Genomic DNA, 25,607 nt, shown 5'->3' with positions numbered 1-25,607 from the left:
AATGAGCGAACTGGTCACAAATCCCTATATCTGGAATCAGGATGAGGCATTAAGAATAGCAGAGAGGTATTTGATTGAAGGATCGATTTGATAAAATTCGCAGGATACTTCTGGTTATTCTTGTGCTGAATTTATTAGTTGCAATAGCAAAAATAGTATACGGTTCTTTTACAGACACTCTCAGTATCCAGGCGGATGGATATCACTCATTATCTGATGGAATCTCAAATATTGTGGGACTGATCGGAATTAAAATAGCATCTCGTCCACCGGACAGAGATCATCCATACGGTCACAAAAAATATGAAAGTCTTGCTTCGATTGGTATTGCAATGATGCTTGTCTTCATAAGTTTCGAATTGCTTCACAGATCTTATGAAAGATTTGTAACCGGAGATATTCCTACAGTTACCACAATGAGCTTTATTATTATGGTAGCGGCCATGCTCATAAGTATAATTATCTCAATTTATGAAAAAAGGGAAGGTGAGAAACTTGGCAGTGATATTCTTATTGCAGATTCAATGCATACAAAAAGTGATGTATATTCCACTCTGGCTGTCATAATGGGCCTTGTGGCAATAAGGGCCGGATATCCGATAGTAGATCCACTGATAGCATTGATAATAGCGATTGTTATCTTTCATGCAGCTATTTCAATTGTACGGCAGAGCTCCCAACCACTATGTGATGCCTCTAGAATGGATAACAGGTCCATAGCGTGCCTGGTAGGACTGGTGGATGGCGTTGTTGATTGTCATAATATCAGGACACGTGGAACTTCCGGAGATGTGCATATAGATCTTCATGTTACTGTTTCCCCTGATATGCGAACTGATGAAGCACACAGGGTAGCTGATAATGTGGAGAAAATACTGATCGATAGTTTTGAAGATGTTACAGATGTGGTGGTGCACATTGAACCGGCATCTGGTAGGAAGAAGGAACAGGGTTAATTAAAATAATAAAGTATATTATCCTTGTTGATTTACTTATTTTTTATATCCCTTAGTATATCTTCAGCTATCTTTGCATTCATGAGGTAGTCATCCACTGTAGCAATCAGTGATGTGATTTTTTCAGTTGATATCCTGATACTAATATTGTCCGTATCTATATTAGTTTCAATATTACGGAGATTGTCAGGGGATAGAGATTTTGCGACAATTTCTGCAATCTCTGGATTTTCCACCTCCCTGAACTCTATAGTGCAATACATTTTCATTTTAGGTTCCCTTCAACACTGGCTTTTATCTGCTTTTCTATAATTTGATCTACTCTGTCCAGGAATTCTTCCTCTTTGCCAACTGGGATGGTGGCACCGGATGCAATATTATGTCCTCCTCCGTTTCCTCCAACTGAACCTGCAGCGTCACGAAATGCAGCAGCCAGATCCACGCCTTTTTTAATGAGAGGGCGTGTTGCTCTCCCAGAGACCTTGACAATGTCATCAGTTTCATTAAGAGCTATAAATGGAAGATCTGTATGAATATATCTTACTACGATGCCTGCAATAGTACCTATGGATTCCAGTTCATTTGCTTTAAGATATCTGATGTTCTTTCTTGCCTTTATCATATCTTCGCAGCTTTTCATATCAGAGATTATTTTTCTGTGATTTTCTCTGGTAAGTGATCTTGCTTCCTCTACCACAGTTTTATCGCGCATACAAAGCGAGAGTGCGAGTCCTCCCATCTTAACTTTTCCGCAGGTATTAGCTATTTCTACAAGATCATAAATATTGGTTATAATTTCATTATTAAGGAAATATACATCGCCTATGACAGATTCAATTGCATCAGAACTTGCTTTTTTTGCAAGTTTTAGAGCTATGGTAGATGTAAGTTTTTTCATATCCTCACTACTGAGATCGTGTATTTCGCCCCGGATGTTCAGGATATCGAGAAACTCTTCTATTTTAGTGCGGTCTCCTGTAATATCTAAATAAGGCTCAGGGCTATACTCCAGTACATCTGCAATATCCCCGCTTCCGACCTTCAATCCTTTTTTTATTGAGACTACCCCTTCCTGGATAGCTTCTTCAAGTATGAATCTGTTCGCAGACTCAAAAATCTGTTTATCTCCAATGGCACCGGCAATAGCAAGTCCTGCTAGATCCACATTGTCTCTGCTTATCTCCCTGCTTACCATATAGGTTGTTCCTGATGCGCAGAGATAATAAGCACCCTCAATGCCTGCAAGGTGGGGATTGACCATAACCCTGGCAGTTGTTTCCTCTACTGGCTGGTGGTGGTCTATAATTATGACATCAGCGCTGACATTAGAGACTAATTCAGGCTGACCAGATCCCATGTCACAGAATATAACAAGATCTTTTTTTTCTGTGCTTTCGTTTACATCCTTTACAACCGTTTCATCGAGTCTGCTTACAATTGATGCATGAAATGGGATATCCAGTCTTCGAAGTGACTGCAATATGATGGCACCTGATGTAATCCCATCTGCATCGTTATGCGTTATTATGCGTACGAAACTGTACTGTTTTATCAATTCTGCGGCTTCTGTTGCAAGTTCTATAAGTTTTTCTATCCTTTCATCAGAGTTCAATTACACCACTCAATACCACTATGATTTATTTTTGATTTATCTGCTGATCAGATAAGGTGAAGATTATTTAATAAAGTTGCGCAGATGTGACCGGAAAGGAAAATTCGTATCCTGAATTATTAGAATAGAATACTATAAAAATGCTCATGTAAAAAAAGGCAGCGCCATGTTGGGCGCCTGGTAAAAAATTGAGGTCTTATCTTGTTATCAGCATTTCTGCAGTAGATGGTTTGTACTTCCAGTCCTTTGGCAGCACTTTTGTAGACTTATAGTATTTAACAAGCCTTCTGATCTTTGATTCGGTGTTCTGCAGGGAACGCTTGTTGTGGACATCATGATTATTTATTGCAAGATGTTTTCTCATTCGTATAGCCTTCACAATGAGGTTCTGCAGGTCTTCTGGGAGCGGGAAGTCGGCACCATTTTCTTCAAGCACCTGTGTGATCTTCTTATCAGTAACAAGTTTTGAATCCGGAACTCCGTATTTATCTCTCAGTATCATACCTATTTTGGATGTTGAATATCCCTGATTCCACAGGTCCATTATTATCTTTGTAATCTCATCTTTATCTGTAAGTGACCAGGCTGGTGCTTCGGTTCGGTATGGACGGGTTGCCATTGATTTGCCCTTTTTCCTGGTATGCATTTTTGCCATAAATTATATCCTCCTGATAATTATGATATGTTTTCCTGATATATTTTCATTTGTCTGATGCAGATATTATCTCTATAAGAGTATTCTACTTTAATTCTGTTTGAATGTTTCTATAACACTCTGATATTTCTTATATATCTACTGGCTGTAATATTTATCTACAGCAGCATTTCTCAGGTTGATATGAACTTTTGGGAGAGCAACCTGATGTTTTTCTGGTTAAGTCTATTGTTGGCGAAGTGTTTTTAGTAAAGCAATTATTGAATATATATCTTATGGATCAGATTTTCTATCAGCTACCAGAGCATTAGAATAACTTCTGCACCACCCTGATTAAAGATATGAAATATATTTTCCATTTGCCGGTCTCTGGTCAATTTTGCAGATTCAATATCCTCAGCTTCTAGAATAGTCTCAATGGTTGAATTTATGTCTTTCCTGCTGTTATGAATAGCTGTGGATGAGATTATATCGCAGAGCAGGTCTTCAAATTCTTTATTTTGAGCTATATTAAATGGATATTCTTTATGTGGGATTGCAGGCGTATTGTTTTCCTCAATATTCCTATTGTAGTCCAGGTGGTAAGGAGATGAAACATGTTTTATGAAGATACTGTTCATTTTTCGTTCATTATCCGGGGCAGGATATTTAATACCGGAAATTTTTCGTGCAATTTCCATAGAACCTGCTTTAATGCCTTCAATGAAAGCATGGTAAAGGATTTCTTTTTGTTCATCATAAGTGCGATTCATTGTATTTTCAAGGATCGAGTCATTGAGAGGCGATGCTATTGTATTGTAGGAAACTGAGAAGTCATATGGAAGTGCTATCCTGGATTTTTGGACTATGGCATCTGGTGGATTCATGTTTCCAATTGTGAAACTGCTTGATATATCTGTACCTGTAACAGGGTACCAGTTAACTTCAAGACGGTAGTTATAACTTCTTCCCAGCCGGGAATGAAGATAAGAATCGATTACTTTCTCAGTCCTGATCAGGTGATCTTCCCCACCTGCCCGTACATATATAGGATCTTCATCTTCATGGCCTTTAACCTTCAGCTGGAATATTACAGCTTCTGCCAGAATATCCGCAGGCTTCAGGTGAATGTACCTTTTTTTGAAAAGCATATCTAACTCATCATGATCCCCGAGATCCTCATGATGCATACCTGTAGAATCAATGTAATGATAATATTCAAAATCATCTACTGTACTGCTTATCAGGGATCTGAGCAGATGTTTGCTCATATCTTCGATTGAAGTGTGTTCTGCTGCCCTGTACTGAGAATCAGTCATTGCAACCGGCATAAGAAGTGCAGCGGAAATTGAAACCATTACCAGAAACAGCAATGCATCTAACGTGGTAGAAATACCTTTTCTGTCCCGAAACAAGCTGAAAATTGTTGTAGCATTATTTTTTATCATTCTGCATAGCAGGTGAGAGCATATGTCGTGCTTCGTTTTTCTCATTGTATCAATTCCATATTCTGACGCACAGTACTCCAGGTACAGACTCTACAGGATTGATCTCTATTACAACAGGAACAGAAGCTGCAATGACTTCATTACTGAAATACTTCATATTTTCAGACTCTTTGAGTATCCATCTGTGTTCATTGCATTGCGTATATACCTCTACAGTATAGGTAAAACCGGCAGACAAACTGGAAAATAATATTTGTTTTGAATACTTCCCTTTTTCTGGATTGCACAGATGATCAAGAGCATCTGCACTGATCACACCATTTTCATTATCATAGAGCAGATCACTGGAAGCAAGTGATTCTGCAATACGGGATGCATCTTCATAATTTTCCAGTGCATGTGAATTGTGATCATACACTATATACGCTTCTGACATAATAGCTGCAAATACTACAAATCCAACGACAAGCATTGCGGTGGCCATTATGTCATTCTGCGGTTCAAGTAATCCCTTTTCATCATTGATAAAGAAGCATATGTTCAAGCCTGAAAACCTCAGAATCGTACTGAATATATGTAAATTCTTTTACAATGTAAATTTTTTTACTTGTATTTAAATGTGTCTCCTGCTGGGCTAATTGTGCAATAAAATCCAGCACATCTTCAGGATTTTCATTCAAAGGCCTATCAATACGACCAGTGCTGGCAAACTCACTATCCAGGCTTTTCTGAAGTTCGCTTTGATTAAGAGTGATCACATTGAAAACAAGCGGCTTTACAGTACTTATTGTGCGGTCATTTCTCTCAATCTCGAGCCTGATATAATTATGGCCTATGTATGCTTTAATCGTGTTTGGGTCAATTGAAGATTCATACACAAGGTCATGAAGATGGAATGAATATCCTGAGTTCTCGCCTTCTTTTATAGAAGATGTTCTTTCAATTGTGTGTTTTAGTTCCAGTGCAATGGCGTCCAGTTCATTTTCCTGGTTCAGTGACCAGAAACCGTAGGTCAGATGTGATATCGCAGCTATCACTATCGCACATGCTATCATAAGCCCGACCTTTGAGAGCACAAATTCGGACCATGCGTCTTCCTCATAAAGAAGTGGATATATCCAGGACATGCATTCACCGGTCTCAGGTAATATATGCAGCTATAAAGAGTCTGTTATATGAAGGGTCTCTGATACTCTCAATAATAATCTGGTGTGACCCTTCCGGGATGATCGCAGGACCGGCCATGAATTCGTCTGAAAAAGATGCCCCTGTTTCCTTAATTATATTTCTTCTTCCTGTCTGTATATGATATGAATTTGCATTAACAGGCCAGTTGTCTTTATCATGAGCCAGTGCTCCAAGTACAATGCGGTATCCTGTGGGCACATCGATGTCCAGTACTATTCTGCTTCCTTCTCCTCTAAGAGATATCTGCTCTGCATGCATTGCAATTTTTTCAGCTTCATTAACTGCCTTCCTCTCATTTACAGCTGTTAGCATATTTGAAACACCACTGGCAAGAAGAACCATGATAATTGCGATTACTATAGCAGCTACTGTTATCCTCATTGGAAGTGCATCTGCTGCACTTTCATCTATGATTATTCGTCTCTGATTCATACTTGAGCTGTGTTATCTGCTCTAATATTCATTCAGCTTTGCAATAGCTTCTTTCAGTGTCAGGGTTTCCTGGTTTCCGCTTTTCATATCTTTAAGGGTGACCTTTCCTGCCTGTAATTCCCTCTCTCCGATTATTAATGTAAAATCTGTTCCGATATTATTTGCATGGGAAAGCTGTGCTTTGAAATTGCGTTTCATCAGATCAATATGTGCAGGCATGATCTTTCTTAATTCCATAGTAGTTTCAATAGCTTCCAGGCGGGTTTTTTCTGTACATATCACCATCACACTGGCAGGTTTTTCCGTTTTTTTCCTGCAAACTTCCATTATTCGGTCAAATCCAATACCAAATCCAGTTGACGGGACATCACCGCCACCAAAGAGCTGTATCAACTGGTAGGATCCTCCTCCGCATATTTGGTTTTGAGCTCCGAGGTCCTTTGCATATATCTCAAATACCATGCCTGTATAATAATCCAGACCTCTGGCAATCCCGAAGTCGATGGTATATTTAATTTCATAGGCATCAAGCAGTTCAATAATTTTCCTGAATGCTTCAAGTTCTGGTATACTGCCGGTTATCTCCTTTGCCTTTATAATTGCATCCTCGCCACTGATTCCTATCAATTCGAACAGGTTACGTCTCAGGTCTGCCGGTGCATTGATGTTATCAAGGTAATCATCAAGTCCCATGTCATCCTTTTTGTCTACATATCTCATGATCTGGGACTGCTGTTCAATGTCAAGTTCTTTTAATATATATCTGATAATTCCCAGATGACCTACATTCAATTTTCCATCAATATCCAGAGCATTCAGTATCGACATTGCAAGTGCAATAACCTCTGCATCTGCATCCGCCTGTCTACTTCCAATCAACTCTACCCCGAACTGCCAGAATTCTCTGTACCTTCCTTTCTGAGGTCTCTCATATCTGAAACAGTTCTCAAAATAAAATAGCTTTAGAGGCTTAGGGGTTGCCTGCATTTCATTAACATACATTCTCATTACAGGTGCAGTGAGCTCGGGTCGAAGTGCCATTTCCCTGTTACCCTTGTCTGTAAAATTGTAGATCTCTCCAACGATTGCATCTCCTGACTTGAGTGTAAAAAGGTCCAGATGTTCAAAAGTAGGGGTCATAATCTCGCTATATCCCCATTTAGTTACCACATCTCGGATTATGTTTTCCACATAACGCCTGTTTTCCATATCCTCTGGAAGAAAATCCCGGGTGCCTCTTGGTTTTGTGATTTTCATCGTACTCGTATCCTGACAATTATTATATTGATTTAATGATAACTGGTTTGATAGATAGGTTAGATTTAGGATGGGAGTTAAAAGTTTTATGTTTTTGGTTCTGTGTGAAACTTTTCTGCTACATAACTTTCTGATAATATCCTTAGATGCAAATTGAACGCACATTTTCTGTTTTGATTCATATCTGTCATCTATCTAAGAATGTCCTCTCAATATCTTCTTTGATCTCTTCATCATCCGGACGGTTGACATACCTGTGGACAGTTGATAATCTCTCATAATCTTCTTCTATGTACCGGTAATACTGGACTGTCCAGATATCTCCATCATTGCTCACCTGATAGAATATATCTCTGTATTGCTTCATTTCATCTGTAATGTCTTCGGATGCTTTTAATATCAGATGTTCAATTGTTTGGTCAAGGTCTCCAAAATTTTCAATGTCCATGTATCTTTTCAGGATATCATATGCTTTATCTGAGAGATGGATTTCAATTTTCACATTTTCACCTATTCTTATTCAATCAACCATGTATTCTGCTTATCTGGATTATAATACATGTTCTTTATTTTTCTGGTAAAGTTTACTTGAGCAGATATTGTTTATTCTGAATAAATTAATATACCTTCTGTACATTAAAGCAAATAGGCATGAAAGTGTAATTGTATATTTAAATATATAATAGATGTACTGTCAAAGTATAGTCCATAATTTACTATAGTTGTATATAAATAAAACAATATTCACGCTTTGCAAAAGAGTACTATTTACACTAAGTTTAATATAGGGATTTGATCTGTAATATGCTGAATATTAAACTACCTGTACTATCAGGTTATACGGATAATATGAATATTTGCACACTATACAAATTCAGGAGATGTATCGGATAATGGATGCTATTGTAATGGTTGGAGGCAGAGGTGGAGATCTTGGTATAGAAGACAAGCCAAATCTTATACTTCTGGATAAACCCATCATAGGCCATGTAATAGATTCACTTGCAGGATCTGAGAATGTGGATAATATCTATGTAGCCCTCTCTCCCTTCTCATTAAAGACACGGGAAACAGTGTTGAGCCGATACTCTCAAGACGTTGACGTGATAATCACACCCGGAATGAATTATGTAGCTGATATGATACATGCAGTAAAGGAGGCTGGTATTAGCGGACCTGTACTTATCATAATGTATGATATTGTAATGATAACTCCTGAGGTCATTGATTTCATAATCTCAGAATATCAAAAATGTGGCAAGCCTTCAATGTCGGTTCATGTTCCCATTTCAATATTCAGAAACAGTGAATCCAGACCCGAAACCGTGTTCAACAGGAATGGTAAACTGATATCTCCTGCAGGCATCAATATTATGCTTGGAAAAGATATAGATCAGGAACAGGAGGACTGTAATCTTGTACTGCATGAGATGGGATTGGCGTTCAACTTAAATACAGTGTATGATTTAGATAGATGTGAACAAATAATGGTATCTCGTAGATGTTAATTACTTTCATACAATAAGTCAGATTGTCTAAAAACAAATATAAAATATCTGATTCAGAGAGTAATTATTCATATCTTAATATTGATCCCGGACAATCTGTTTGTATTTATTATATTCTACTATTTAACAGATCTTGAGAGTTCATTTGTTTCATATATATGTAGGCGATAATTGTGTCAGAAGATAATTTACCACTGAAAAAATCCGTCCTGAATCTTTCACCTGCTGTACATGGTGGTCTTGTCAGGAAAAATGCACAGAAACACGGAATTGGTGAATCGGAGATACTTGATTTTAGTGCCAGTTTAAATCCTCTGGGTACGCCATTTGAATACTGTGGTAATGAATTTAATATGGACGAAATGTTAAAACAAGCTCTCGAAAAAATACATCATTATCCTGATAATCGCTATCTGGAATTCAGGAAGGCTGCATCCCGTTTCCTGATAGAAAGTGATACTACATATGAAAATATTGTTCCTGGCAACGGTTCATCGGAAATAATACGTCTGGTTGCAGAGTCCGTGCTTTACCATGGTGACAGAGTGATCATTCCGGAACCTACTTTCAGTGAATACGAGATCCAGTGCAGGATATTCGGGGCAGAGATAATTAATACACACCAGGATGATATCTTCAGCATCAGTGATGAAATACTTGAAGACGCACGTATTATCTTTGTGTGTAATCCGAATAATCCAACAGGTAAACTTATATCCCGCAATAAGTTGGAAAAGCTTGCAGAAAGATGTGAACAGAAAAAGACACTTCTTTTTATTGATGAAGCCTTCAGTGAACTATCTGATCCCCGGCAGAGTATGGTGAACGTTGCTATAGAGAATGATTATGTCTTTGTTCTTCGCTCACTTACAAAATCATTTGCAATTCCCGGGATCAGGATGGGGTTTGGAGTTGCCACACAAAGGATGGCTGAAGGTTTGAATAATTCAAGGCTTTCATGGAATCTTGGATCAGTACCTGACACGGTAGCTACAGAACTATTGAATATGGACTCAGGCTATAACAATTCTTATTTCATAAGATCCAGACAGTTGATCGAAGAGGAAAGGAACTATCTGATAGAGCGCCTTTCAAACGTACGCGGTTTTAAGCCACTGGACAGCAGTGTTAATTACATACTTGTAGATATTGAAGACTTCCTGATGGACTCATCTGAACTCTCTCGCAGACTTGCATCACGGGGAATACTGATCAGGGACTGTTCATCTTTTAGAGAACTTGGAAATTCCTATATTCGTATTGCTGTAAGGCCTCGTGAAGAAAACGAAAAACTTATTCAGGCAATTGGTGATGTTCTTACAGGTTGGGGCAGGGAACAGGCACGAGAGGAACTGAAACACACAATAGAAACCATTGCAGAAGGAGGTTCTCTTGGACGAACCACCTGTGAATACTATCCATGTCACTTTGAAGATCAGGATTGTATTTTCTGCTTCTGTCCGTTCTACCCATGTGAAGATGAACGAACGGGTGGAAAGATGGTGGACCGCTCAAGTGGTGGTAAAATCTGGAGCTGCCAGGATTGCCATATTATTCATGATAAAGAGGTGGCACAGAAGATTCTGGATATTTTCATGAATGAAGGAGATAATGAAGAAAATCTTAGATCTGCCTGGAGACGGGTAATGGAGCCGCTTCTATGATGGATACTATATTCCAGATTTTTTTCAGCATTGATTCTGGATTTTTGATATATGTACTTTTACTGGCCCTTGCCTTTGATATACTAATAGGTGAACCGCCAGCTGCTGTTCATCCTGTTGTGTGGATTGGAAAGTTCATACAGGTTTTCAGGGATCATGCACCATCTTCTCACAGAAAGGGCTATGGGGTATTCATGGGTCTTGCAACTATTGTTTTTGCATCTCTGATAGGGCTGACTGTACTGCTGGTAGCTACATTTGAACCCATACCCGAGGCAGTCAGGCTATTGATTGCAGCTTATTTCCTCAAATCCACATTTGCAGTACAGAGCCTGTTATCTCCGGCAAAGGAAATTTCGTATGATTTAATGAATGACAGACTACAGCAGGCAAGGGACAAACTTCCTATATTTGTCAGCCGGGATCCATCATCACTTAGCAAGGAACAGGCATCATCTGCAGTTATCGAATCTGTGTCTGAAAACTATGTTGATGGAATTCTTACACCATTGTTCTATTATATGCTCCTTGGACCTTTCGGGCTCATTGGAGCCTATGCATATAAAGCAGTAAATACACTTGATTCCATGATAGGCTACAGGAATGAAACGTATCTGGAACTGGGGTTCTTTTCAGCAAAATTTGATGATATCCTCAATTGGATACCTGCACGCCTGTCAATTTTATTTATAGCAGGAGCTTCTGCAGTGATCTCAGTATTTTCTTCCGGAAAGGCAGATGTTGCATCATCTCTAAAACTGGCCTCTACTCAGGCTCAGAATACGCCTTCCCCAAACTCCGGGTATCCTATGGCAGCAACTGCTGGAGCTATCAGGGTCAGACTGGAAAAACCAAATAACTATGTACTTGGAGATGAATACTCAGTACCACAACCCGACGATATTCAGAGAACTTCACAGATAATATTTATTGCTTCAATACTTTCAGTTGCTGCACTTGCGGCAGTGATCAACTATGTATGGACCTGATTATTGTCAGTAAAATCAGATTAATGAGTGATCAATTATGAAACTATCAGATATGGAATCCCGTGACTTGAAAGGAGATCAGCCGGAAACACTTGAAAATGAACCAGACAATGACATCCTTAAAGTGCTTGAATATGAGGGTATAACCCTTGAAATGCTTGTTGATGCTGCTATGGAACTATATGTACCCCATCCTGGTATCGAAACCCGGGAGAAGGCAGAGGAAATGTTTATACGGGAACTGAAGATAGCGATTTCAGATCCAAACCTTTCACTTCTGATCTATTCAGGAATTCTTCTGGAAAGGCAGGGAATAACAGGTAACTTACCAGGCATTAGCAAGGAATCTTTTGAGAAGGATCTTACATTTATTGTTGCAGACGAAGTAATTGGTATGAGTATCTCAAAATACATCAGTGGTGATAAAGGAATGTTCGAGTTTGTTCGTTTTGATAAGGCAAAGCCTGGAATTCTGGCTCAGATGGGTCCCTTTATGGACGACGTACTTGCAGGTCTTATTGGAGGAGTTTCGGCTAATATGTATACCAGGGCTATGGCTGAGATAGATATTCAGTAATACTGTAAGAATAAATGCTTATATTCAATAGCTGATGATTCTTTGGTGAAAAAATGGGTTCATTTTTGCTTGCTGTAAAATCAAGTTTTGGATTTCTTTCAACGATTCCTGTATATATTACAGAAGAGGGCTTCAATGAATTCAATCAAAGGATCTATCTGTATACATTTGTTGGCTTTGTTCTGGGTCTGATCATCGGGTTATTTGCATTTATATTTGAGCTGCTGTTCCCTTCTATGATTGGATCATTTCTTATAATTGCAGTTATCTATTATTTCACCGGATTCAATCATCTTGATGGCCTTGCCGATATGGGGGATGGACTTACTGCCCATGGTAGTGTGGAAAAGAAAATAAGTGCAATGAAGGATGTTTCTCTTGGCATAGGAGGGGCAGCTTTCTGCACGATAGCAATTATTTCGTTGTATGCATCCATATTGTCGATCAAATCAGAAACTGCCTTCATAAGCAGCAGTTCAAGTGAGGCTGCAATGATTATCTTTGCTTCAATGGTGGTTTCCGAGATTGGTGCAAAACAGGCAATGCTGACAATAGCAGCATTTGGAAAACCTGTTCATGATGGAATGGGTGCTATCACTATAGAGAGTACAACATTTCCCAGATACTCAGCCGGACTCATCTTCGGTGCTTTGGTATGCATTATTTCTTTCTGGCTGCTGGGTTTTGGAATTACCGGTCTTATTGCATTTATTGCTTCAATAGTCTCTGCCCTGGTTTTGCTTAATGTGAGTAACCGGCATTTTGGAGGACTCAATGGTGATGGTATCGGTGCTGCAAATGAAATTGGTAGGATAGTTTCACTGGTTATTTTAACACTGATGATAAAAATGATTTCTGGAGGTTCTGAATGGATGCTATTGTAATGGCAGGTGGGCTTGGCAGCAGGCTTGGTATGGGAGAGAAACCATGTGTTGAGCTTTTGGGAAAACCTCTTGTAAGTTATGTTGTTGACGCACTGCTTGAATCTGAAAAAATTAAAAATATTTACGTTGCAGTTTCTCCCGCAACACCAAAAACCGGAATAGTTGTAGAGAAAAAATATAAAGGAAATGTCCGGGTCATCCAGACAGAAGGCGGAAATTATGTAAAGGATATGATCCAGGCCGTTGAATCTGCCAGAATAAGAGGGCCTGTTATGATAGTTATGTCTGATCTGCCTGTAATTACGCCTGAGATTATAGACCAGATCGTAGGTTACTACGAAGGTTCCGATAAACCGGCAATGTCAGTCTCTGTACCGATTTCAGTCTGCAGGCAAACAGGCACTCGTCCGGATACGGTTTTTAATAAAGATGGTAGTTTTATAGTTCCTGCCGGGATCAATGTACTGGATGGGAATCATATCAGGGAGGAACAGGAAGAGTTCAACCTGATACTGGAATATCCTCATCTATCACTTAACGTAAATACGGTAGATGACCTGAAGCTATGTAAAAAAATGATAAAAAAATTGAAACAGCCGGTCAGTGAGTGAATACCTTCCTGACCGTTGTTTCAAGATTGTGAAAGACTCATCAAAACTTTATTTTTTCTTCTCAAGGGTTAATTTTTCACCACAGAGATCACACTTTCCATCTTTAGTGACATGCGGCTGTCTCTCAACATCCCCCTTGCATATACCACATTTTTCCATACTGTTTCACCCCCCGGTTAATTGATTCCATGATTATTATGGATAACATGCTATATATATCAGATACAGTATATAAATTCCGATAAACTTTAACCAAGTTCTGCTCTTTAATCAATTTCTGTAGATCTCATCAAGTAAAATGATATTATCAACCATAAGAGCACAACTCCATCCAAGCGGTATTGCCCAGGCAGGATTTCCGTGATCCTTATCTACCTGTTCCGGCAGAAGGCCGGTATCTGTTGTTCCTTTAACCGACCATTGTATTAGACTGATGGCTCTGCTCCGGAACTGCCTGCTCTGATCAAAATCTCCTTCTTTTTGAAGCGCATGTGAAAGCATAAGCATGGTTTTGGATAGCCACAGTGTAGTTACTATCCACGGATTTCCGTTAATGTACTGGTCATCTTCATACCTTTTGATGCCATAATGATCATTTACTTCTATCTTTAGACGATTTTCAATTGTATTGATCAGTGAGTAGATTTTGTTCCTCTCTTCAGGGTCATGTGGTGATAGGAGGTCAAATGGGGTAACTGTACCAAGGATGCTTGCATCGACAGTGTAGTCTAATCTGTCATGCATAATTCCTCTGGCAAAATAACCCTCATCCGTCCACAGATCATTCAGAATCTGCTCTTTCAGGTTGTAAGCATGTTCTTTCCACCTGCCTGCAAGCTCTTTCTGATCGTAGTCATCTGCAATACGGGCAGCCTGAATAAGACCTGCAAAAATAGACGCATTTGTATAGGTAAAAGTTCCTACATGAGTTTCCCAAAGGTCCATGCATGCGTCATGAAGCCCATTCCGGGTTCTTTTTATAAGGTACTCCGCTCCCCTCAGTACCGTAACCCACATCTGCTCAATGAAATCAATTCTATCAATCCCCTCAAGAGTTTCATAATATTTACCAATTGCATGCAGAGTGGAACCCGTTTCATCGATCTGAGTTGTAGAATTGAAATTGCTCCAGGAAGGACCATGTCTGCCGTCAGTCCAGTATCTCTGGAACCAGGATCCATCAGGAAGCTGGGTTTTTACACACCACCTGAAGAATTTTCCTGTATATTCAGGATATCCGGAATTCAACAGCGCACTTGCAATCTCTGCAGCATCCCGGTTCCAGCAAAATCCATATCCTCCACACATCTCAAAAGCTGGATCAAACTCAGGTGATGCGATAAATGATCCATGGGAAGGCTCATTGAGTAATTTAAGTGTTAGAAGGGATCGATTGTAGATTTCAAGGAGGCTTATATTCAAATCCAGGTCATCTTTTTCAAAAATATCCAATGGTTTTTTTCTGGAAAGCCATTTAACGCAGTTCTCCTGCACCTGTTCGCTAATTCTCTCAATAGACTGTGACCTGATTTCTCTCATTTTTCTGTAAAGGCTTGATTTATTGTTGGATGCACCCATAAAGATAGTCACTTCAAAAGGTTCATGCTTTTTAATATGCATATCCCATCCAAGAGCAAACCCAGGTTTTCCGATATCCTCTCTGTTGTTCTGAAGTGCTCCGTCCTCCATGTCATATTTTGGATTTGCCCACCAGCTGCTTCCAAATATCTTACTGACCTGCCAGCTCTGGAATTCAGGCAGGGATGTAAGGCCCAGATGATAATCCTGCCAGTACTGCACTACAATATATTCTTCATTGTCACAATAGCATGTATTCTGCTTTGACATATCTCCTGCATTAAGGCTGGAATAATAGAACAGCTTTCCATCAAAATCGTGTTTGGAACTTATCCTGAATTTTCTTGTAAGTGCGGGCATTAGAGGATGCACACTGTCAAGTATTGACACTTCCAGACCATTATCATGTTTTAATCTCGTAGCTACATTATATGAATCTGAAGTATATTTCTGTACGTATTCCCACCGGGAAGAATTCATCCACAGCAGTCGATCTGAATTACTGTCGCTATCTGTACTTTCTGTAAATTCATCTGAATAAATACACATCATTGACTCTTCGACATGCTGTGCATAATCACGTCTTGGATAAAAAAATCCTAAAATCTCCCCCCTTTTACCCAGAGTTACCATCAGCTCAGAGTTTCCAAGTATGGCATTGGTATTCCTTATCACCGGTATTCACCTGTTGATTGATATCTGCTGATCGAGAAGAGTTGCAGCCCTTATCTGATGTTCACATTCCGGATGACCGCTACTCTGACACTTAATTTCTTTTGCATATATGTCTTCTCCAAGCGATTCGGATAAATATCCTGAAAAGAACCCTGACATGTAGGCACAGACATGTTCTTCTGATTTCTGGTATACGTCTGATATGAATGAATCACGAACAGTTATTGTTCCTTCATGTGTTTCATGGTCATATTCTATATTGAGCAGACCCCAGCCTGCAGCCTGAAATAGCTCTTTGAGTATATCTGCAAAATTGTTGATATTAACCTCCATATATCGGCTCACATGTCTTGCAGCATGTCTTCCGCCTTTGAGACCACTGTGCACAAGTATACCTTCAGATTCATGTACATTTTCTCTGATTATTTTTATGATATCCACAAATGTCAGTGCTCTTGTAACGATTGCCCTTCCACCAAGTATTGTAAATGGAAAATCGATTGAATGTATCAATCTGTTATTTGAAATGTCATATTCTACATCCATTATATATTCTTGAGATTCAATGCTGCTGATCAGATTCTTTAGTTCTTCTTTCCTGATCTCAATAAACACATAAAATTTACCGATGTCAGGATATTCAAAATTGTCAACAGTGGCAAAAATAACTGAAACAGCTTCAGATTCCAGTATTTTGGATATCATTGAGCTGGTTGCATTATTTTTGTCATAATGTATCTTTACCCATGCAAGACAATTATCCTCTCCAGGCGTATAAAACATGCACATGTTCTGGGCCAAACTGATCAATCTCCCTATTTATTGAATTTTATTATCTTTTTTAAGCCTGTAAAATACCTTTGCTTTAAAATCCATGAAAGCTGCCATGAAATTAACAGCTGCATCGTAGGGTGATGTGTGTATGCTGAAATATGAATGTACGTCCGCATCACCCAGCCATTTGGTAGACATGTAATAATAATGGTCTGAGGTCAGAAAATGTTTCCAGATCCTGATCAGTTCATAATCCCCTGTTCTTTTGACATAAGGCTCCAGAAGCTTAGCTTCCTCAAAGCATCTCCTTTGCATATCATTACCTATCCATGCACTTGTATCTCTTTCCATATCAGCCCAGGAGATTGTGGAAAAGTCATCTATATCAACAATCCCTGTGGTCTGGTATTTATCTATAGTTTCAGAGGGTGTATTGAACTCCAGGTTCCTTTTTATTACTTCATTTGGGTAGCTTTTCAGAAATTCAAATATACCGGTATCTGCCCATTGATGTTCTCCGAATGTTTCATAATCCATGAATATGTTCAACGTGTCTCCTCTGGCATGAGATGCCCAGGTTGCCCATTTATCGGCAGTCAATGGATATTCATTCCATGATCGAGAAGAAAATCGATATCCTATGTCATCACTCAATGGATAATTTCTTAACAAAACCCTGATGTTTGAATCTCTGGCCTGGTATACATAATTTGGTGAATATCGACTGTTTTCAATAATATTCCGGTTTTCAAATGGATGGATATGACCCATTGATGGATCCAGTACATGGTCTGCACCTTCTGCAAGTATAGCCCTGTATCCAAGATCTGATGCAGTCTTTGCAATACTGTTGTTGTATAGAAGTTCGGTATTTCTGAATACATCAGGCTGCACTTTAAGAAGATCCGAAACCTTTTTTCTGTGCTCTATCACCTGTTCTGTAAATTCTGAACGATCGTCGAACAGGCCTGCAATCGAATGATAGTTTGTCTCGTCAAGAAACTCAACGCAACCAGATTCTGCCATTTGTCTGAAAGTATCAATGACCTCTTCTCCCCACATAGTACACTGGTCCAGCAGGGTTCCGGTAATAGATACACTGAATCTGAAATCTTTACCATGCTCATCTATAAGATCCAGCAGGAGCCGGTTGGCAGGGATATAACATTTATTGGCAACCTTTTCAAATATCTCTCTGTTAACTGATGTATCAAAATATCTTTCAAAACCTGTAGATATTTGATCCGGCCAGAACCACTTTAGGCGGTGTGGCTGATGAATTTCAAAATATAGGCATATAGATCTCATTGTTTGTCTCCTGAGATCAATGCACGCTTTAGGTCTGATAGAATTGAAAGATTGTTAACCGCTCTTTCATATGCCAGTGGATAATTTACAGCATTCATATCATGCATAATACTGCTTTGCTGGAGACAGCGATAGATATGCTGCAGAGATGAATGATATGATCTATCTTTTATATTTTCAAGTTCCTTTCCTGCACCTGTAAGCTCATGCATGTATATGTGCTGCACATGGTTTCCTATAAGGCTGTTAATGCCGTATCTGGCAGTGGATTCACGTTTGAGTGTTTCAAGAGGCCTTGCACTGTAGAGTTTTACAGCTTCTGAAGGTGTGATCATTTGGATATCGTGACTGGCAAGACTCTTTGGCAGGTCTCTAATAAAATCATGGATCAGTTCACTGTCTTTTCTGTGACTTGAGAGTGAATCGTAGTTGATATATAGTGTAAGGACATCCCCTTCCATACTATTGACCCAGGCTGCAAATTTATCTGCTATCAATGGATATCCTGTCCATTTTTTTTCAGAAAAACGTCTCTCTATATCCTCACTCAGGTTGATATGTCTGAGAATTACAGGTAAATGATTTTTATATACATATACAGGATCATTTTTCCTGACTATATTGTGAGATCCTTCAGATATCATGCACCTGAATCCCATTTGATACGCAGATCTGGCAATCTCATCAGACATCAGGAGCTGGGTATTTACAAGTGTCTGAACTTTTTCATCAAAGATGTCGTTTATGGTAGATGAGTGCTTTTTCACCTGCTCTATAAAGTCTGAATGGTTCTCAAATAGAGAACATACTGACTGGTAATAGGGAGAAGCCAGCAACTCAACATTTCCACTGTTCAATAGTCCGTGAAAGGAAGAGATAACTTCCATATTCCATTTACATTGTTCAATAAATGTTCCGGATATATTGAATGAATATTTTCCTCCATCTGCAATGGATTCTTTTAGAATTTCATTGCTTGAGATTACCTCATCTGCAAAACGATCAAAATTGGAAAAAGTTTTGATCAGATTAAAATACTTTTCCATTGAAGGTTTTTGATACCCCTCATTTGCCCAGTACCATTTTATGTCATAGGGCAAATGCACTTCCCAACATACACAAACTCCTTTCATACTACTTAAATGCTTTAAAGAGATATTTTAGTATATTGGTCCTGCAAATAAATCTCTTACTCTGATCGATATTTCATATTTTTTCCTGATCAAACAGATTTTCTGTATCATTAAATCCCTCATTATTTCCCATTTTTTTTATGGCACCTGTCCTTAGTTCGTTCTGAAACCATAAAGTCCTCTGTGGAAATGCTATTTCTATTCCATCATTTTGAAGAGCTACTTTGATTTTCCAGAGCAGAGTAGTCTTTGCATCAAACCAGTCAGTAGCAGGAGCCCACATTCTTACAAATATATTTACTGAATTATCTCCCAGGTTATCTACAAAGGCCATTGGCTTTGGATTCTTTAGAACAAAAGGATTCTCTTCAACTACATCGTTTATGATCTTTATAGCTCTGTCAGCATCATCACTGTAACGTATTCCAACCACATACTCAAAACGCCGGGCTACATTTGCTACAAAATTGGTAATTGTATTTGTGAAAACCTTTTCATTCGGTATTCTGATATAGAGTCCGTCATATGTCCTGATAATGGTGGAGATGAGATTTATATCGGTCACAATGCCGGAATTTTGTTCAATGTTCACCTGGTTTCCTATCTCTATTGGCCTTTCAATGATAAGAAATATTCCTGAAATAAGATTACCAACAATACTCTGACTGGCAAATCCTATCACAAATCCAAATATTCCCCCAGCAACCAGAAGACTGGAGGGAAGAACACCAAGTGTTGGAAGTACAAACAGGAAAAAAGCAATTCCTATCAGAGTATAATATGTAAATTTAAGCAGAACATCCAGAGAACCTTTTTCTACTCTCTCTTTTAGAAGCCTTCTCAGGTAAATCGTAATAGCTTTACTGGCTATGATTATGAGTATCAGTGCAAAAATGGATGTGAAGAATTTGATAATTAATAGGCCACTTTCGGGTAAATGTGACATTATTGATGATATCAAAGTCCCTTCTCCATCAGATAGTTCCCACCGCTTACACGAACGATTCCAAGAGTATAAAGTTCAAGTGACTTCTTCATACTTTCTTTAATGGGCGAATTGACAAATTCGGTCAAAGCAGTTCTTTGGCCTGTAACCCTCATATTGATTTTCATTGATACCATGTCAGAGGTATAATATATTTTCATACCATAGGCATTTAGAACAGTTCTGGTGATCTCAGACCATTTCTGAGTTTCATTAATTATATTCATCTCTATGACCCCCTCATATAGACTGTTTAATTCCGGCACTGTAGAAAAGACCTCACTTTTCCAGTACTTGCAGATCACTCCATCACTTGGATCTCCGTAAAGAGTGAACTTCTTTTTTGAAAGTGAAATGATATCAAGTATCTCGTACTTACCTTTGCCGGAAATGAATACTCCGATTTCAACCGGAAATCGGATATATGCAGTATTTGAGGAACCCGGACTTAGTATAACAGGCCTTTCGAATTCGATCAGAAGATATGAAGTGATTTTTTTTGGTCTGTTCAGGGGTTCAATTGGATTGATAAGCAGACTGCCTTCCACGTCCATGAGATTCTTATCTACTTTCTCATTATTTGCATCTCTTCTGTATAGATAAATGCTGTCCAGTTTTTCAACCCGCAGGCTGATATTTTCAGTTTCGATCTTAAACGGAATGTTGTACGATCCGAACATAATTAATCCCTGTAATCCTCAAACGAAAGAAGTTAATTTATAATGCTTCAAAACCATTTTTTCTTCTTGAAATACACGACCATGGTAAGTACGGTTAGAAACATTAATGATAGTATTAGATGGTAGCCCCATTTCCATTCAAGTTCAGGCATATATTCAAAGTTCATTCCATAAACACCGGCTATGAATGTCAGAGGTATAAAGATGGTTGCAATGATCGTAAGGAACTTCATGACCTCACTCATTTTGTTATTTATACTGGATAGATAAACATCAAGCATTCCGGATAGTATATCTCTGAATGTTTCTACTGTATCAATAACCTGAATGGTATGATCATAAAGGTCTCTAAGATATATTCTGGTAGATTCCTGTATCAGGTTTGATTCCGTTCGGGTCATACTGTTGATTACTTCCCTGAGAGGCCATACTGATTTACGAAGATATGTCATTTCCCATTTGAGACTATGAATGTTTCTGAGCACGTCTGGTGTAGGGCTTGAAACAACTTCATCTTCAATTAAATCTAATTTGTCCTCTATTTTTTCAAGAATAATAAAATAATTGTCAACTATAGAATCTATCAGAGCATAGGTAAGATAATCTGGTCCCATTTTGCGTATACGGCTTTTTTCACTCCTGATGCGCTTTCGAACTGGTTCAAAAGTATCACCTTCGATTTCCTGAAATGATATGACGAAATTTTCTCCCATTATCAGGCTTATCTGCTCTGAATTGATTTCATTATTCTCATTGGAATAAATCATTTTGAGAACAATATACATATAGTTGCCAAAATCTTCGATCTTTGGCCGTTGATTGGTATGGAGTATATCTTCCAGTACCAGTGGATGAATATCAAATTGTTTCCCGATCTTTTCAATTATGTCCACCCTATGAATACCATCGATATTGATCCAGCTTACTGTATGTGTGTCCTTTAAAGGAAAACACTCTTCAATAGAATCGACTACATTCTCGTGTATGTTTGAATAATCATAATCCAGATACGAAATTCTGACTGTTTCTGTTTTCTTTTCTCCAATATGGACAAGTGTACCTGGTGGAAAACCTGCTTTATAGGAAGTTTTTTTTACGAATCTTCTCATATCAAATGTAATTTATGATCATTACTTCATTATATACTTATTTAAGACAGATGGACCATTTATTGTTCTGTTTTATTATGCAGACCTTATCTTCTCTTGCAAGCCATCCAAGGGCCATAAGAAAAGTATTCGCATCATATCCATTATCAATTATATGTTTGCGAAGCTGGGTCAAATTTCGGTCCCCATTTTCAAGCTCACTGTATACAGCACCAGCTGCAAGCCCAATATCAATACAATAATCATTTTCCATCTCAATACCCTCCACTTTAATCAACTGTTGTTACTTATCTTTGATAATATTATATTATAAATATAAAAAGATACTTCAAACAATTCATTAATACATGACCTTAACTTTTCCCTGGTTTACAATATCTTCAATGTATGCCCGCATTATTTCTGCAACACTCCATGCCTGGGATATACATCCTTTAGGGTCATGTGGTGGATCACCATCAAATATCTCAGATATGGTGCCAACACCTGCCTGATATAAATGACCATCAAGTCCTTGCAGTAACTGCTCTGAGTATGCGATGCTTTGGTCTGAATAGTTGTTGACCCTGGTATAGGCTGATATGTATGCCCCCATAAGCCAGGGCCAGACAGTTCCATTATGGTATGCTGCATCCCGTGTCCAGATATTCCCTGAATATATTCCGGTGTATCCTGAATCTCCAGGTGAGAGAGTCCTGATCCCAACAGGGGTGAGCAATTCCTGTTCGACCTTTTTGACAATCTGGCAGTTCTGTTTGTGGGTTAGCATTGTATATGGCAGTGATACTGCAAAAAGTTGATTTGGACGTATTGAAGGGTCCTTTATAATACTAGTTTCTTTTCTGTCATCTATAAAGTCAAAAAGACATTTTTCATGCGTATTCCAGAACATTTTACTGAAATTTTCTCTGATCATATGGAGATCATCAGCATTGAATTCAATATCAAGCTGCAGGTTATCTGATATAAATAAAGCTGTATTCAGAGCATTATACCAGAGTGCATTGATCTCGCATGCTTTACCGGCTCTTGGAGTTACTGCATTTACTCCAATTTTTGCATCCATCCATGTAAGCTGGTCATTATGTCTTATAAGGCCATCTGAGTCCATTATTATGCCGTTATCAGTTCCATGAGTATAATAATATAGGATTTCCTTTATGGTACTCCAGATATCCTCAATTAGATTTCCATCACCGGTATATTCAAAATAACGTCCGGCTGCATGTATAAACCACAAAGGAGCATCAACTGTATTGTATGCAGGCATGTCTTTACTGTGATCAGGGAAGCGATTTGGTATAAGTCCCCTTCTGCAGTACTTTGAAAATGTGGTTAGTATGCTGGAAGCTTCTTCAAATCGTCCGGTAACCAGTGTAAGGCCCGGTAGTGATATCATTGAATCCCGTCCCCAGTCAGAAAACCAGTGATATCCAGCAATAACGGTATTTGATCCGGTTGATTTTCGCTGAACAATGAATGAATCTGCTGCAGGATAGAGTTTTGATATAATGTTATCTTTATAGCTGCATTTTCTTTCTATATCTATAAGTCTTTCAATTTCTTTTCTGTAGAGAATTTCAATGTCTTCAGAATTTATGTCAGGTATATGTTCAGTAGATGCAACGAGAAATATGTGGCTTCCATTGGTCAAAGAACTTTTTTCAAAATATCCAGGATTATAATTGTCTTCTGTATAAAAGTTTCCACGTTCCAGTTCGTGTTCATACTCAAAATCATAGTACCAGTTTCCTGCAGGAAAATAGCCGGCATTTGAACTTAATTGAAATGAAACATTACCATTGGTTATTTCAGTTCTGAATGAGCCAGCCGTCTGCTTGAATATGTTATCATTTGACCGTGCAGTATGATGAAAATTTCTTGTATTGATAAGTGGTAGTAATTTCATTGAAATACTGTCATTGTCACAAACCCCATCTATCTGGTATTCAATGATCGTTGTATTCTGACCATGAACCATAAAGATGTGTTTACTTATCCGGGCATTTCCCAGATTATATGTATACACAGGGAAAGGATTAAAGGAGACAGAGTTGAGGTATCTGTATCCTTCAGGATATACCGTATCTGGATATTTATGTACCGCAAGATGGTACAGTTCGCCATTGATCTCTATTATTTCATCCACGGACGAAAGTAACAGTATCCTGTCAACAGGTGGATTCATGGCAGCTACCAAAAGGCCGTGATATGTTCTGGAATTTGCACCTGTTATGGTGGATGATGCATATCCTCCAAGCCCATTGGTAACGATCCACTCTTTACGCAATCCGCTCCTGTAATCTTTAAATTCATTTGATGGAAAAACTGACTCAAACATAATATTTTCCAATAAGATTATTTTCCAGCTGGATTAGATATTTTCAGATGAAGCCTTTATGTAGACATTGACCGTGGAATAAGATACAGAGTCCCAGTTATATTTTGTCTCAACAAGATGCTGGCCTTCTTCCCCAAGCTTCCTTAGCCCCATTCCATCAAGTACATAGTTTATACCCCAGGCAATTGAATCTGGATTCTGGTATACGGTGATGCCGTTTATGAAACAATCTATGAGCTTAACTGCATCTGTAGCTACTACAGTTTTACCCGCATCCCATGCTTCCAGTACTACAATACCAAACGGTTCATTTCTGCTGGGAACACATACAATGTCACATGCATTGTTCCAGTCTATAGCTTCCTCATCCGGGGCATACCCCAGAAAATGGGTGGCATGGGCTACACCTGAATCCCAGGCAATCTGCTGACAATAGGGTCTCATTTCTCCTTCACCAATGAATACAAACTGGGCATCTGGCCTGTGAGCAAGTACATTGGGAATTGCCTGCACCATCAGGTCAGGCCCTTTCTGGTAGCTCATACGTCCTATGAACAGAATCACAGGAGCAAGGGGTGAAATTCCATATCTTCTTTTGATCATTCCCGGATCCAGTTTCTTTCTCATCTTTCCTGCATATATTCCATTAGGTATTATTGAAATCTTGTAATCCGGGATCTGATAAAGATACTGAACCTCACTTTTAAGTATATTTGAAGTAATGATCACCTCTGCAGCTTCATATCCTCCAAGCCATTCTCTGTGAGAAATCTCAGTAGCTTCCCACCAGTCACCATGCTTGTTCCCATTACGACCCCATTCTGTACTATGATATGTCAGTATAAATGGAGTGCCGTCTTCTGCCTTTATTCTGCACAGAACATTTACCGGATGCCAGTCATGTCCATGGAGTATGTCCAGATCCCCATATTCTCTGATAACCTCCCTATAGCGGTAATACATTGCATCACACATTTTATCCATCTGGTGCACGATGTTTCCTGACTGATCATGTGATATCCTGTGATAATGTACCCCATTTATCTGCTCATAATCTGGCAGACCCCCACTTCTGGTAAACAAATGCACCTCATGGCCCTTTTTTGCAAGTGTTTCTGAAAGCTCTGAGACATGTGGGGCTATACCTCCAACCTTTACTGAGTAAAGGCTTTCCCATGAAAACATTCCAACTTTAAGCTTTGTTCTTTTAATTTCAAAACCCCCATATTGATCATAAATTAAATTCACATTTTTCATTTGCGTA

Annotated in this window: 26 protein-coding genes; 7 read left to right on the top strand and 19 right to left on the bottom strand. The window is 38.7% G+C overall.

Translation table 11 applies throughout. From position 1 onward, the window contains the following. Positions 1-74: 74 nt before the first annotated feature. Positions 75-956 carry a cation diffusion facilitator family transporter gene (locus MZHIL_RS07115; RefSeq protein ID WP_013898694.1) on the top strand — a complete coding sequence of 294 codons (882 nt, stop codon included), beginning with the start codon at positions 75-77 and terminating at the stop codon, positions 954-956. Between the two features lie 32 nt (positions 957-988). On the opposite strand, the gene MZHIL_RS07110 is transcribed toward MZHIL_RS07115, so the two are convergent. The 9 genes from MZHIL_RS07110 to MZHIL_RS07070 all read right to left on the bottom strand — a co-directional run bounded on the left by MZHIL_RS07110 (position 989) and on the right by MZHIL_RS07070 (position 8,029). Beyond that, positions 989-1,225 (bottom strand): KEOPS complex subunit Pcc1, encoded by a 237-nt coding sequence (locus MZHIL_RS07110; protein WP_013898693.1) that lies wholly within the window; start codon positions 1,223-1,225, stop codon positions 989-991. Beyond that, the gene (locus MZHIL_RS07105; protein ID WP_013898692.1) at positions 1,222-2,568 is read right to left on the bottom strand and encodes a single-stranded-DNA-specific exonuclease RecJ; all 1,347 of its coding nucleotides are present in this window, start codon (positions 2,566-2,568) and stop codon (positions 1,222-1,224) included. The genes MZHIL_RS07110 and MZHIL_RS07105 overlap by 4 nt, the downstream gene beginning before the upstream one ends. A 196-nt stretch (positions 2,569-2,764) precedes the next feature. Then, positions 2,765-3,223, bottom strand: coding sequence for a 30S ribosomal protein S15 (locus tag MZHIL_RS07100; RefSeq protein WP_013898691.1), 459 nt, complete (start codon positions 3,221-3,223; stop codon positions 2,765-2,767). Between the two features lie 296 nt (positions 3,224-3,519). Next, entirely contained in the window at positions 3,520-4,650 is a 1,131-nt protein-coding gene (locus MZHIL_RS07095; RefSeq protein ID WP_048815528.1) for a DUF7284 family protein, read from the bottom strand. A gap of 49 nt (positions 4,651-4,699) precedes the next feature. Continuing rightward, positions 4,700-5,194: a hypothetical protein gene (locus MZHIL_RS07090; RefSeq protein WP_013898689.1), complete on the bottom strand. Its 495-nt coding sequence runs from the start codon at positions 5,192-5,194 to the stop codon at positions 4,700-4,702. Next, entirely contained in the window at positions 5,169-5,777 is a 609-nt protein-coding gene (locus MZHIL_RS07085) for a hypothetical protein (protein WP_013898688.1), read from the bottom strand. Before MZHIL_RS07085 ends, MZHIL_RS07090 begins: the two co-directional genes overlap by 26 nt. A gap of 13 nt (positions 5,778-5,790) precedes the next feature. Next, entirely contained in the window at positions 5,791-6,270 is a 480-nt protein-coding gene (locus tag MZHIL_RS07080) for a hypothetical protein (protein WP_013898687.1), read from the bottom strand. A gap of 21 nt (positions 6,271-6,291) precedes the next feature. Continuing rightward, entirely contained in the window at positions 6,292-7,527 is a 1,236-nt protein-coding gene (hisS, locus tag MZHIL_RS07075; protein ID WP_013898686.1) for a histidine--tRNA ligase, read from the bottom strand. A 187-nt stretch (positions 7,528-7,714) separates the two neighbouring features. Beyond that, positions 7,715-8,029: a DNA-directed RNA polymerase subunit delta gene (locus MZHIL_RS07070; RefSeq protein ID WP_013898685.1), complete on the bottom strand. Its 315-nt coding sequence runs from the start codon at positions 8,027-8,029 to the stop codon at positions 7,715-7,717. A 391-nt stretch (positions 8,030-8,420) separates the two neighbouring features. On the opposite strand from MZHIL_RS07070, the gene MZHIL_RS07065 reads away from it, so the two are divergent. From MZHIL_RS07065 to MZHIL_RS07040, 6 genes are all read left to right on the top strand, one after another. Next, positions 8,421-9,035, top strand: a complete 615-nt coding sequence (locus tag MZHIL_RS07065) for an NTP transferase domain-containing protein (RefSeq protein WP_013898684.1) — start codon at positions 8,421-8,423, stop codon at positions 9,033-9,035. Between the two features lie 173 nt (positions 9,036-9,208). Beyond that, positions 9,209-10,699 (top strand): threonine-phosphate decarboxylase CobD, encoded by a 1,491-nt coding sequence (gene cobD, locus MZHIL_RS07060; RefSeq protein ID WP_013898683.1) that lies wholly within the window; start codon positions 9,209-9,211, stop codon positions 10,697-10,699. Further along, complete coding sequence (locus MZHIL_RS07055) at positions 10,696-11,688, top strand: cobalamin biosynthesis protein (protein WP_013898682.1); 993 nt, start codon at positions 10,696-10,698, stop codon at positions 11,686-11,688. The genes cobD and MZHIL_RS07055 overlap by 4 nt, the downstream gene beginning before the upstream one ends. Before the next feature lie 37 nt (positions 11,689-11,725). After that, entirely contained in the window at positions 11,726-12,265 is a 540-nt protein-coding gene (gene cobZ, locus MZHIL_RS07050) for an alpha-ribazole phosphatase CobZ (RefSeq protein WP_013898681.1), read from the top strand. Positions 12,266-12,318: 53 nt separating this feature from the next. After that, a complete protein-coding gene (gene cobS, locus MZHIL_RS07045; protein ID WP_013898680.1) occupies positions 12,319-13,149 on the top strand; it encodes an adenosylcobinamide-GDP ribazoletransferase in 831 nt (276 codons plus the stop codon). Next, positions 13,134-13,760, top strand: coding sequence for an NTP transferase domain-containing protein (locus MZHIL_RS07040; RefSeq protein WP_013898679.1), 627 nt, complete (start codon positions 13,134-13,136; stop codon positions 13,758-13,760). Before cobS ends, MZHIL_RS07040 begins: the two co-directional genes overlap by 16 nt. 270 nt (positions 13,761-14,030) lie before the next feature. Here the strand turns inward: MZHIL_RS07040 and MZHIL_RS07035 are convergent, their stop codons facing one another. The 10 genes from MZHIL_RS07035 to MZHIL_RS06990 form a co-directional block, all read right to left on the bottom strand. Further along, a complete protein-coding gene (locus MZHIL_RS07035; RefSeq protein WP_013898677.1) occupies positions 14,031-16,013 on the bottom strand; it encodes a glycoside hydrolase family 15 protein in 1,983 nt (660 codons plus the stop codon). 6 nt (positions 16,014-16,019) lie between these two features. Continuing rightward, on the bottom strand, positions 16,020-16,814 hold the full coding sequence (locus MZHIL_RS07030; RefSeq protein ID WP_013898676.1) for a V4R domain-containing protein: 795 nt from the start codon (positions 16,812-16,814) through the stop codon (positions 16,020-16,022). Between the two features lie 18 nt (positions 16,815-16,832). Continuing rightward, a complete protein-coding gene (locus MZHIL_RS07025) occupies positions 16,833-18,095 on the bottom strand; it encodes a glycoside hydrolase family 57 protein (protein ID WP_013898675.1) in 1,263 nt (420 codons plus the stop codon). Beyond that, on the bottom strand, positions 18,092-19,228 hold the full coding sequence (locus MZHIL_RS07020) for a glycoside hydrolase family 57 protein (RefSeq protein ID WP_013898674.1): 1,137 nt from the start codon (positions 19,226-19,228) through the stop codon (positions 18,092-18,094). Before MZHIL_RS07020 ends, MZHIL_RS07025 begins: the two co-directional genes overlap by 4 nt. A 73-nt stretch (positions 19,229-19,301) precedes the next feature. Beyond that, positions 19,302-20,189: a mechanosensitive ion channel family protein gene (locus MZHIL_RS07015; RefSeq protein WP_013898673.1), complete on the bottom strand. Its 888-nt coding sequence runs from the start codon at positions 20,187-20,189 to the stop codon at positions 19,302-19,304. Further along, positions 20,186-20,893, bottom strand: a complete 708-nt coding sequence (locus MZHIL_RS07010; protein WP_013898672.1) for a DUF432 domain-containing protein — start codon at positions 20,891-20,893, stop codon at positions 20,186-20,188. Before MZHIL_RS07010 ends, MZHIL_RS07015 begins: the two co-directional genes overlap by 4 nt. Positions 20,894-20,940: 47 nt before the next feature. Next, complete coding sequence (corA, locus tag MZHIL_RS07005; RefSeq protein WP_013898671.1) at positions 20,941-22,002, bottom strand: magnesium/cobalt transporter CorA; 1,062 nt, start codon at positions 22,000-22,002, stop codon at positions 20,941-20,943. Between the two features lie 37 nt (positions 22,003-22,039). Then, positions 22,040-22,255 (bottom strand): winged helix-turn-helix domain-containing protein, encoded by a 216-nt coding sequence (locus tag MZHIL_RS07000; protein ID WP_013898670.1) that lies wholly within the window; start codon positions 22,253-22,255, stop codon positions 22,040-22,042. 87 nt (positions 22,256-22,342) lie between these two features. After that, entirely contained in the window at positions 22,343-24,343 is a 2,001-nt protein-coding gene (locus MZHIL_RS06995) for an amylo-alpha-1,6-glucosidase (protein WP_013898669.1), read from the bottom strand. Positions 24,344-24,376: 33 nt separating this feature from the next. After that, positions 24,377-25,600: a glycosyltransferase family 4 protein gene (locus MZHIL_RS06990; RefSeq protein WP_013898668.1), complete on the bottom strand. Its 1,224-nt coding sequence runs from the start codon at positions 25,598-25,600 to the stop codon at positions 24,377-24,379. Positions 25,601-25,607 lie beyond the last annotated feature (7 nt).

It is taken from the genome of Methanosalsum zhilinae DSM 4017 (assembly GCF_000217995.1).
GTDB lineage: Archaea > Halobacteriota > Methanosarcinia > Methanosarcinales > Methanosarcinaceae > Methanosalsum > Methanosalsum zhilinae.
Note: the sequence above shows the minus strand (reverse complement) of the source record. Positions and strands in the feature narration are given on the sequence as shown.

Excerpts from the sequence above, each read along its gene's own strand:
- MZHIL_RS07110 (WP_013898693.1), bottom strand. The coding sequence starts at position 1,225 with ATGAAAATGTATTGCACTATAGAGTTCAGGGAGGTGGAAAATCCAGAG.
- MZHIL_RS07080 (WP_013898687.1), bottom strand. The coding sequence starts at position 6,270 with ATGAATCAGAGACGAATAATCATAGATGAAAGTGCAGCAGATGCACTT.
- cobZ (WP_013898681.1), top strand. The coding sequence starts at position 11,726 with ATGAAACTATCAGATATGGAATCCCGTGACTTGAAAGGAGATCAGCCG.
- MZHIL_RS07065 (WP_013898684.1), top strand. The coding sequence starts at position 8,421 with ATGGATGCTATTGTAATGGTTGGAGGCAGAGGTGGAGATCTTGGTATA.
- hisS (WP_013898686.1), bottom strand. The coding sequence starts at position 7,527 with ATGAAAATCACAAAACCAAGAGGCACCCGGGATTTTCTTCCAGAGGAT.
- MZHIL_RS07100 (WP_013898691.1), bottom strand. The coding sequence starts at position 3,223 with ATGGCAAAAATGCATACCAGGAAAAAGGGCAAATCAATGGCAACCCGT.
- cobS (WP_013898680.1), top strand. The coding sequence starts at position 12,319 with ATGGGTTCATTTTTGCTTGCTGTAAAATCAAGTTTTGGATTTCTTTCA.
- MZHIL_RS07085 (WP_013898688.1), bottom strand. The coding sequence starts at position 5,777 with ATGTCCTGGATATATCCACTTCTTTATGAGGAAGACGCATGGTCCGAA.
- MZHIL_RS07000 (WP_013898670.1), bottom strand. The coding sequence starts at position 22,255 with ATGGAAAATGATTATTGTATTGATATTGGGCTTGCAGCTGGTGCTGTA.
- MZHIL_RS07025 (WP_013898675.1), bottom strand. The coding sequence starts at position 18,095 with ATGAGATCTATATGCCTATATTTTGAAATTCATCAGCCACACCGCCTA.
- MZHIL_RS06995 (WP_013898669.1), bottom strand. The coding sequence starts at position 24,343 with ATGTTTGAGTCAGTTTTTCCATCAAATGAATTTAAAGATTACAGGAGC.
- MZHIL_RS07020 (WP_013898674.1), bottom strand. The coding sequence starts at position 19,228 with ATGAAAGGAGTTTGTGTATGTTGGGAAGTGCATTTGCCCTATGACATA.
- corA (WP_013898671.1), bottom strand. The coding sequence starts at position 22,002 with ATGAGAAGATTCGTAAAAAAAACTTCCTATAAAGCAGGTTTTCCACCA.
- MZHIL_RS07010 (WP_013898672.1), bottom strand. The coding sequence starts at position 20,893 with ATGTTCGGATCGTACAACATTCCGTTTAAGATCGAAACTGAAAATATC.
- MZHIL_RS07040 (WP_013898679.1), top strand. The coding sequence starts at position 13,134 with ATGGATGCTATTGTAATGGCAGGTGGGCTTGGCAGCAGGCTTGGTATG.
- MZHIL_RS06990 (WP_013898668.1), bottom strand. The coding sequence starts at position 25,600 with ATGAAAAATGTGAATTTAATTTATGATCAATATGGGGGTTTTGAAATT.
- MZHIL_RS07055 (WP_013898682.1), top strand. The coding sequence starts at position 10,696 with ATGATGGATACTATATTCCAGATTTTTTTCAGCATTGATTCTGGATTT.
- MZHIL_RS07095 (WP_048815528.1), bottom strand. The coding sequence starts at position 4,650 with ATGATAAAAAATAATGCTACAACAATTTTCAGCTTGTTTCGGGACAGA.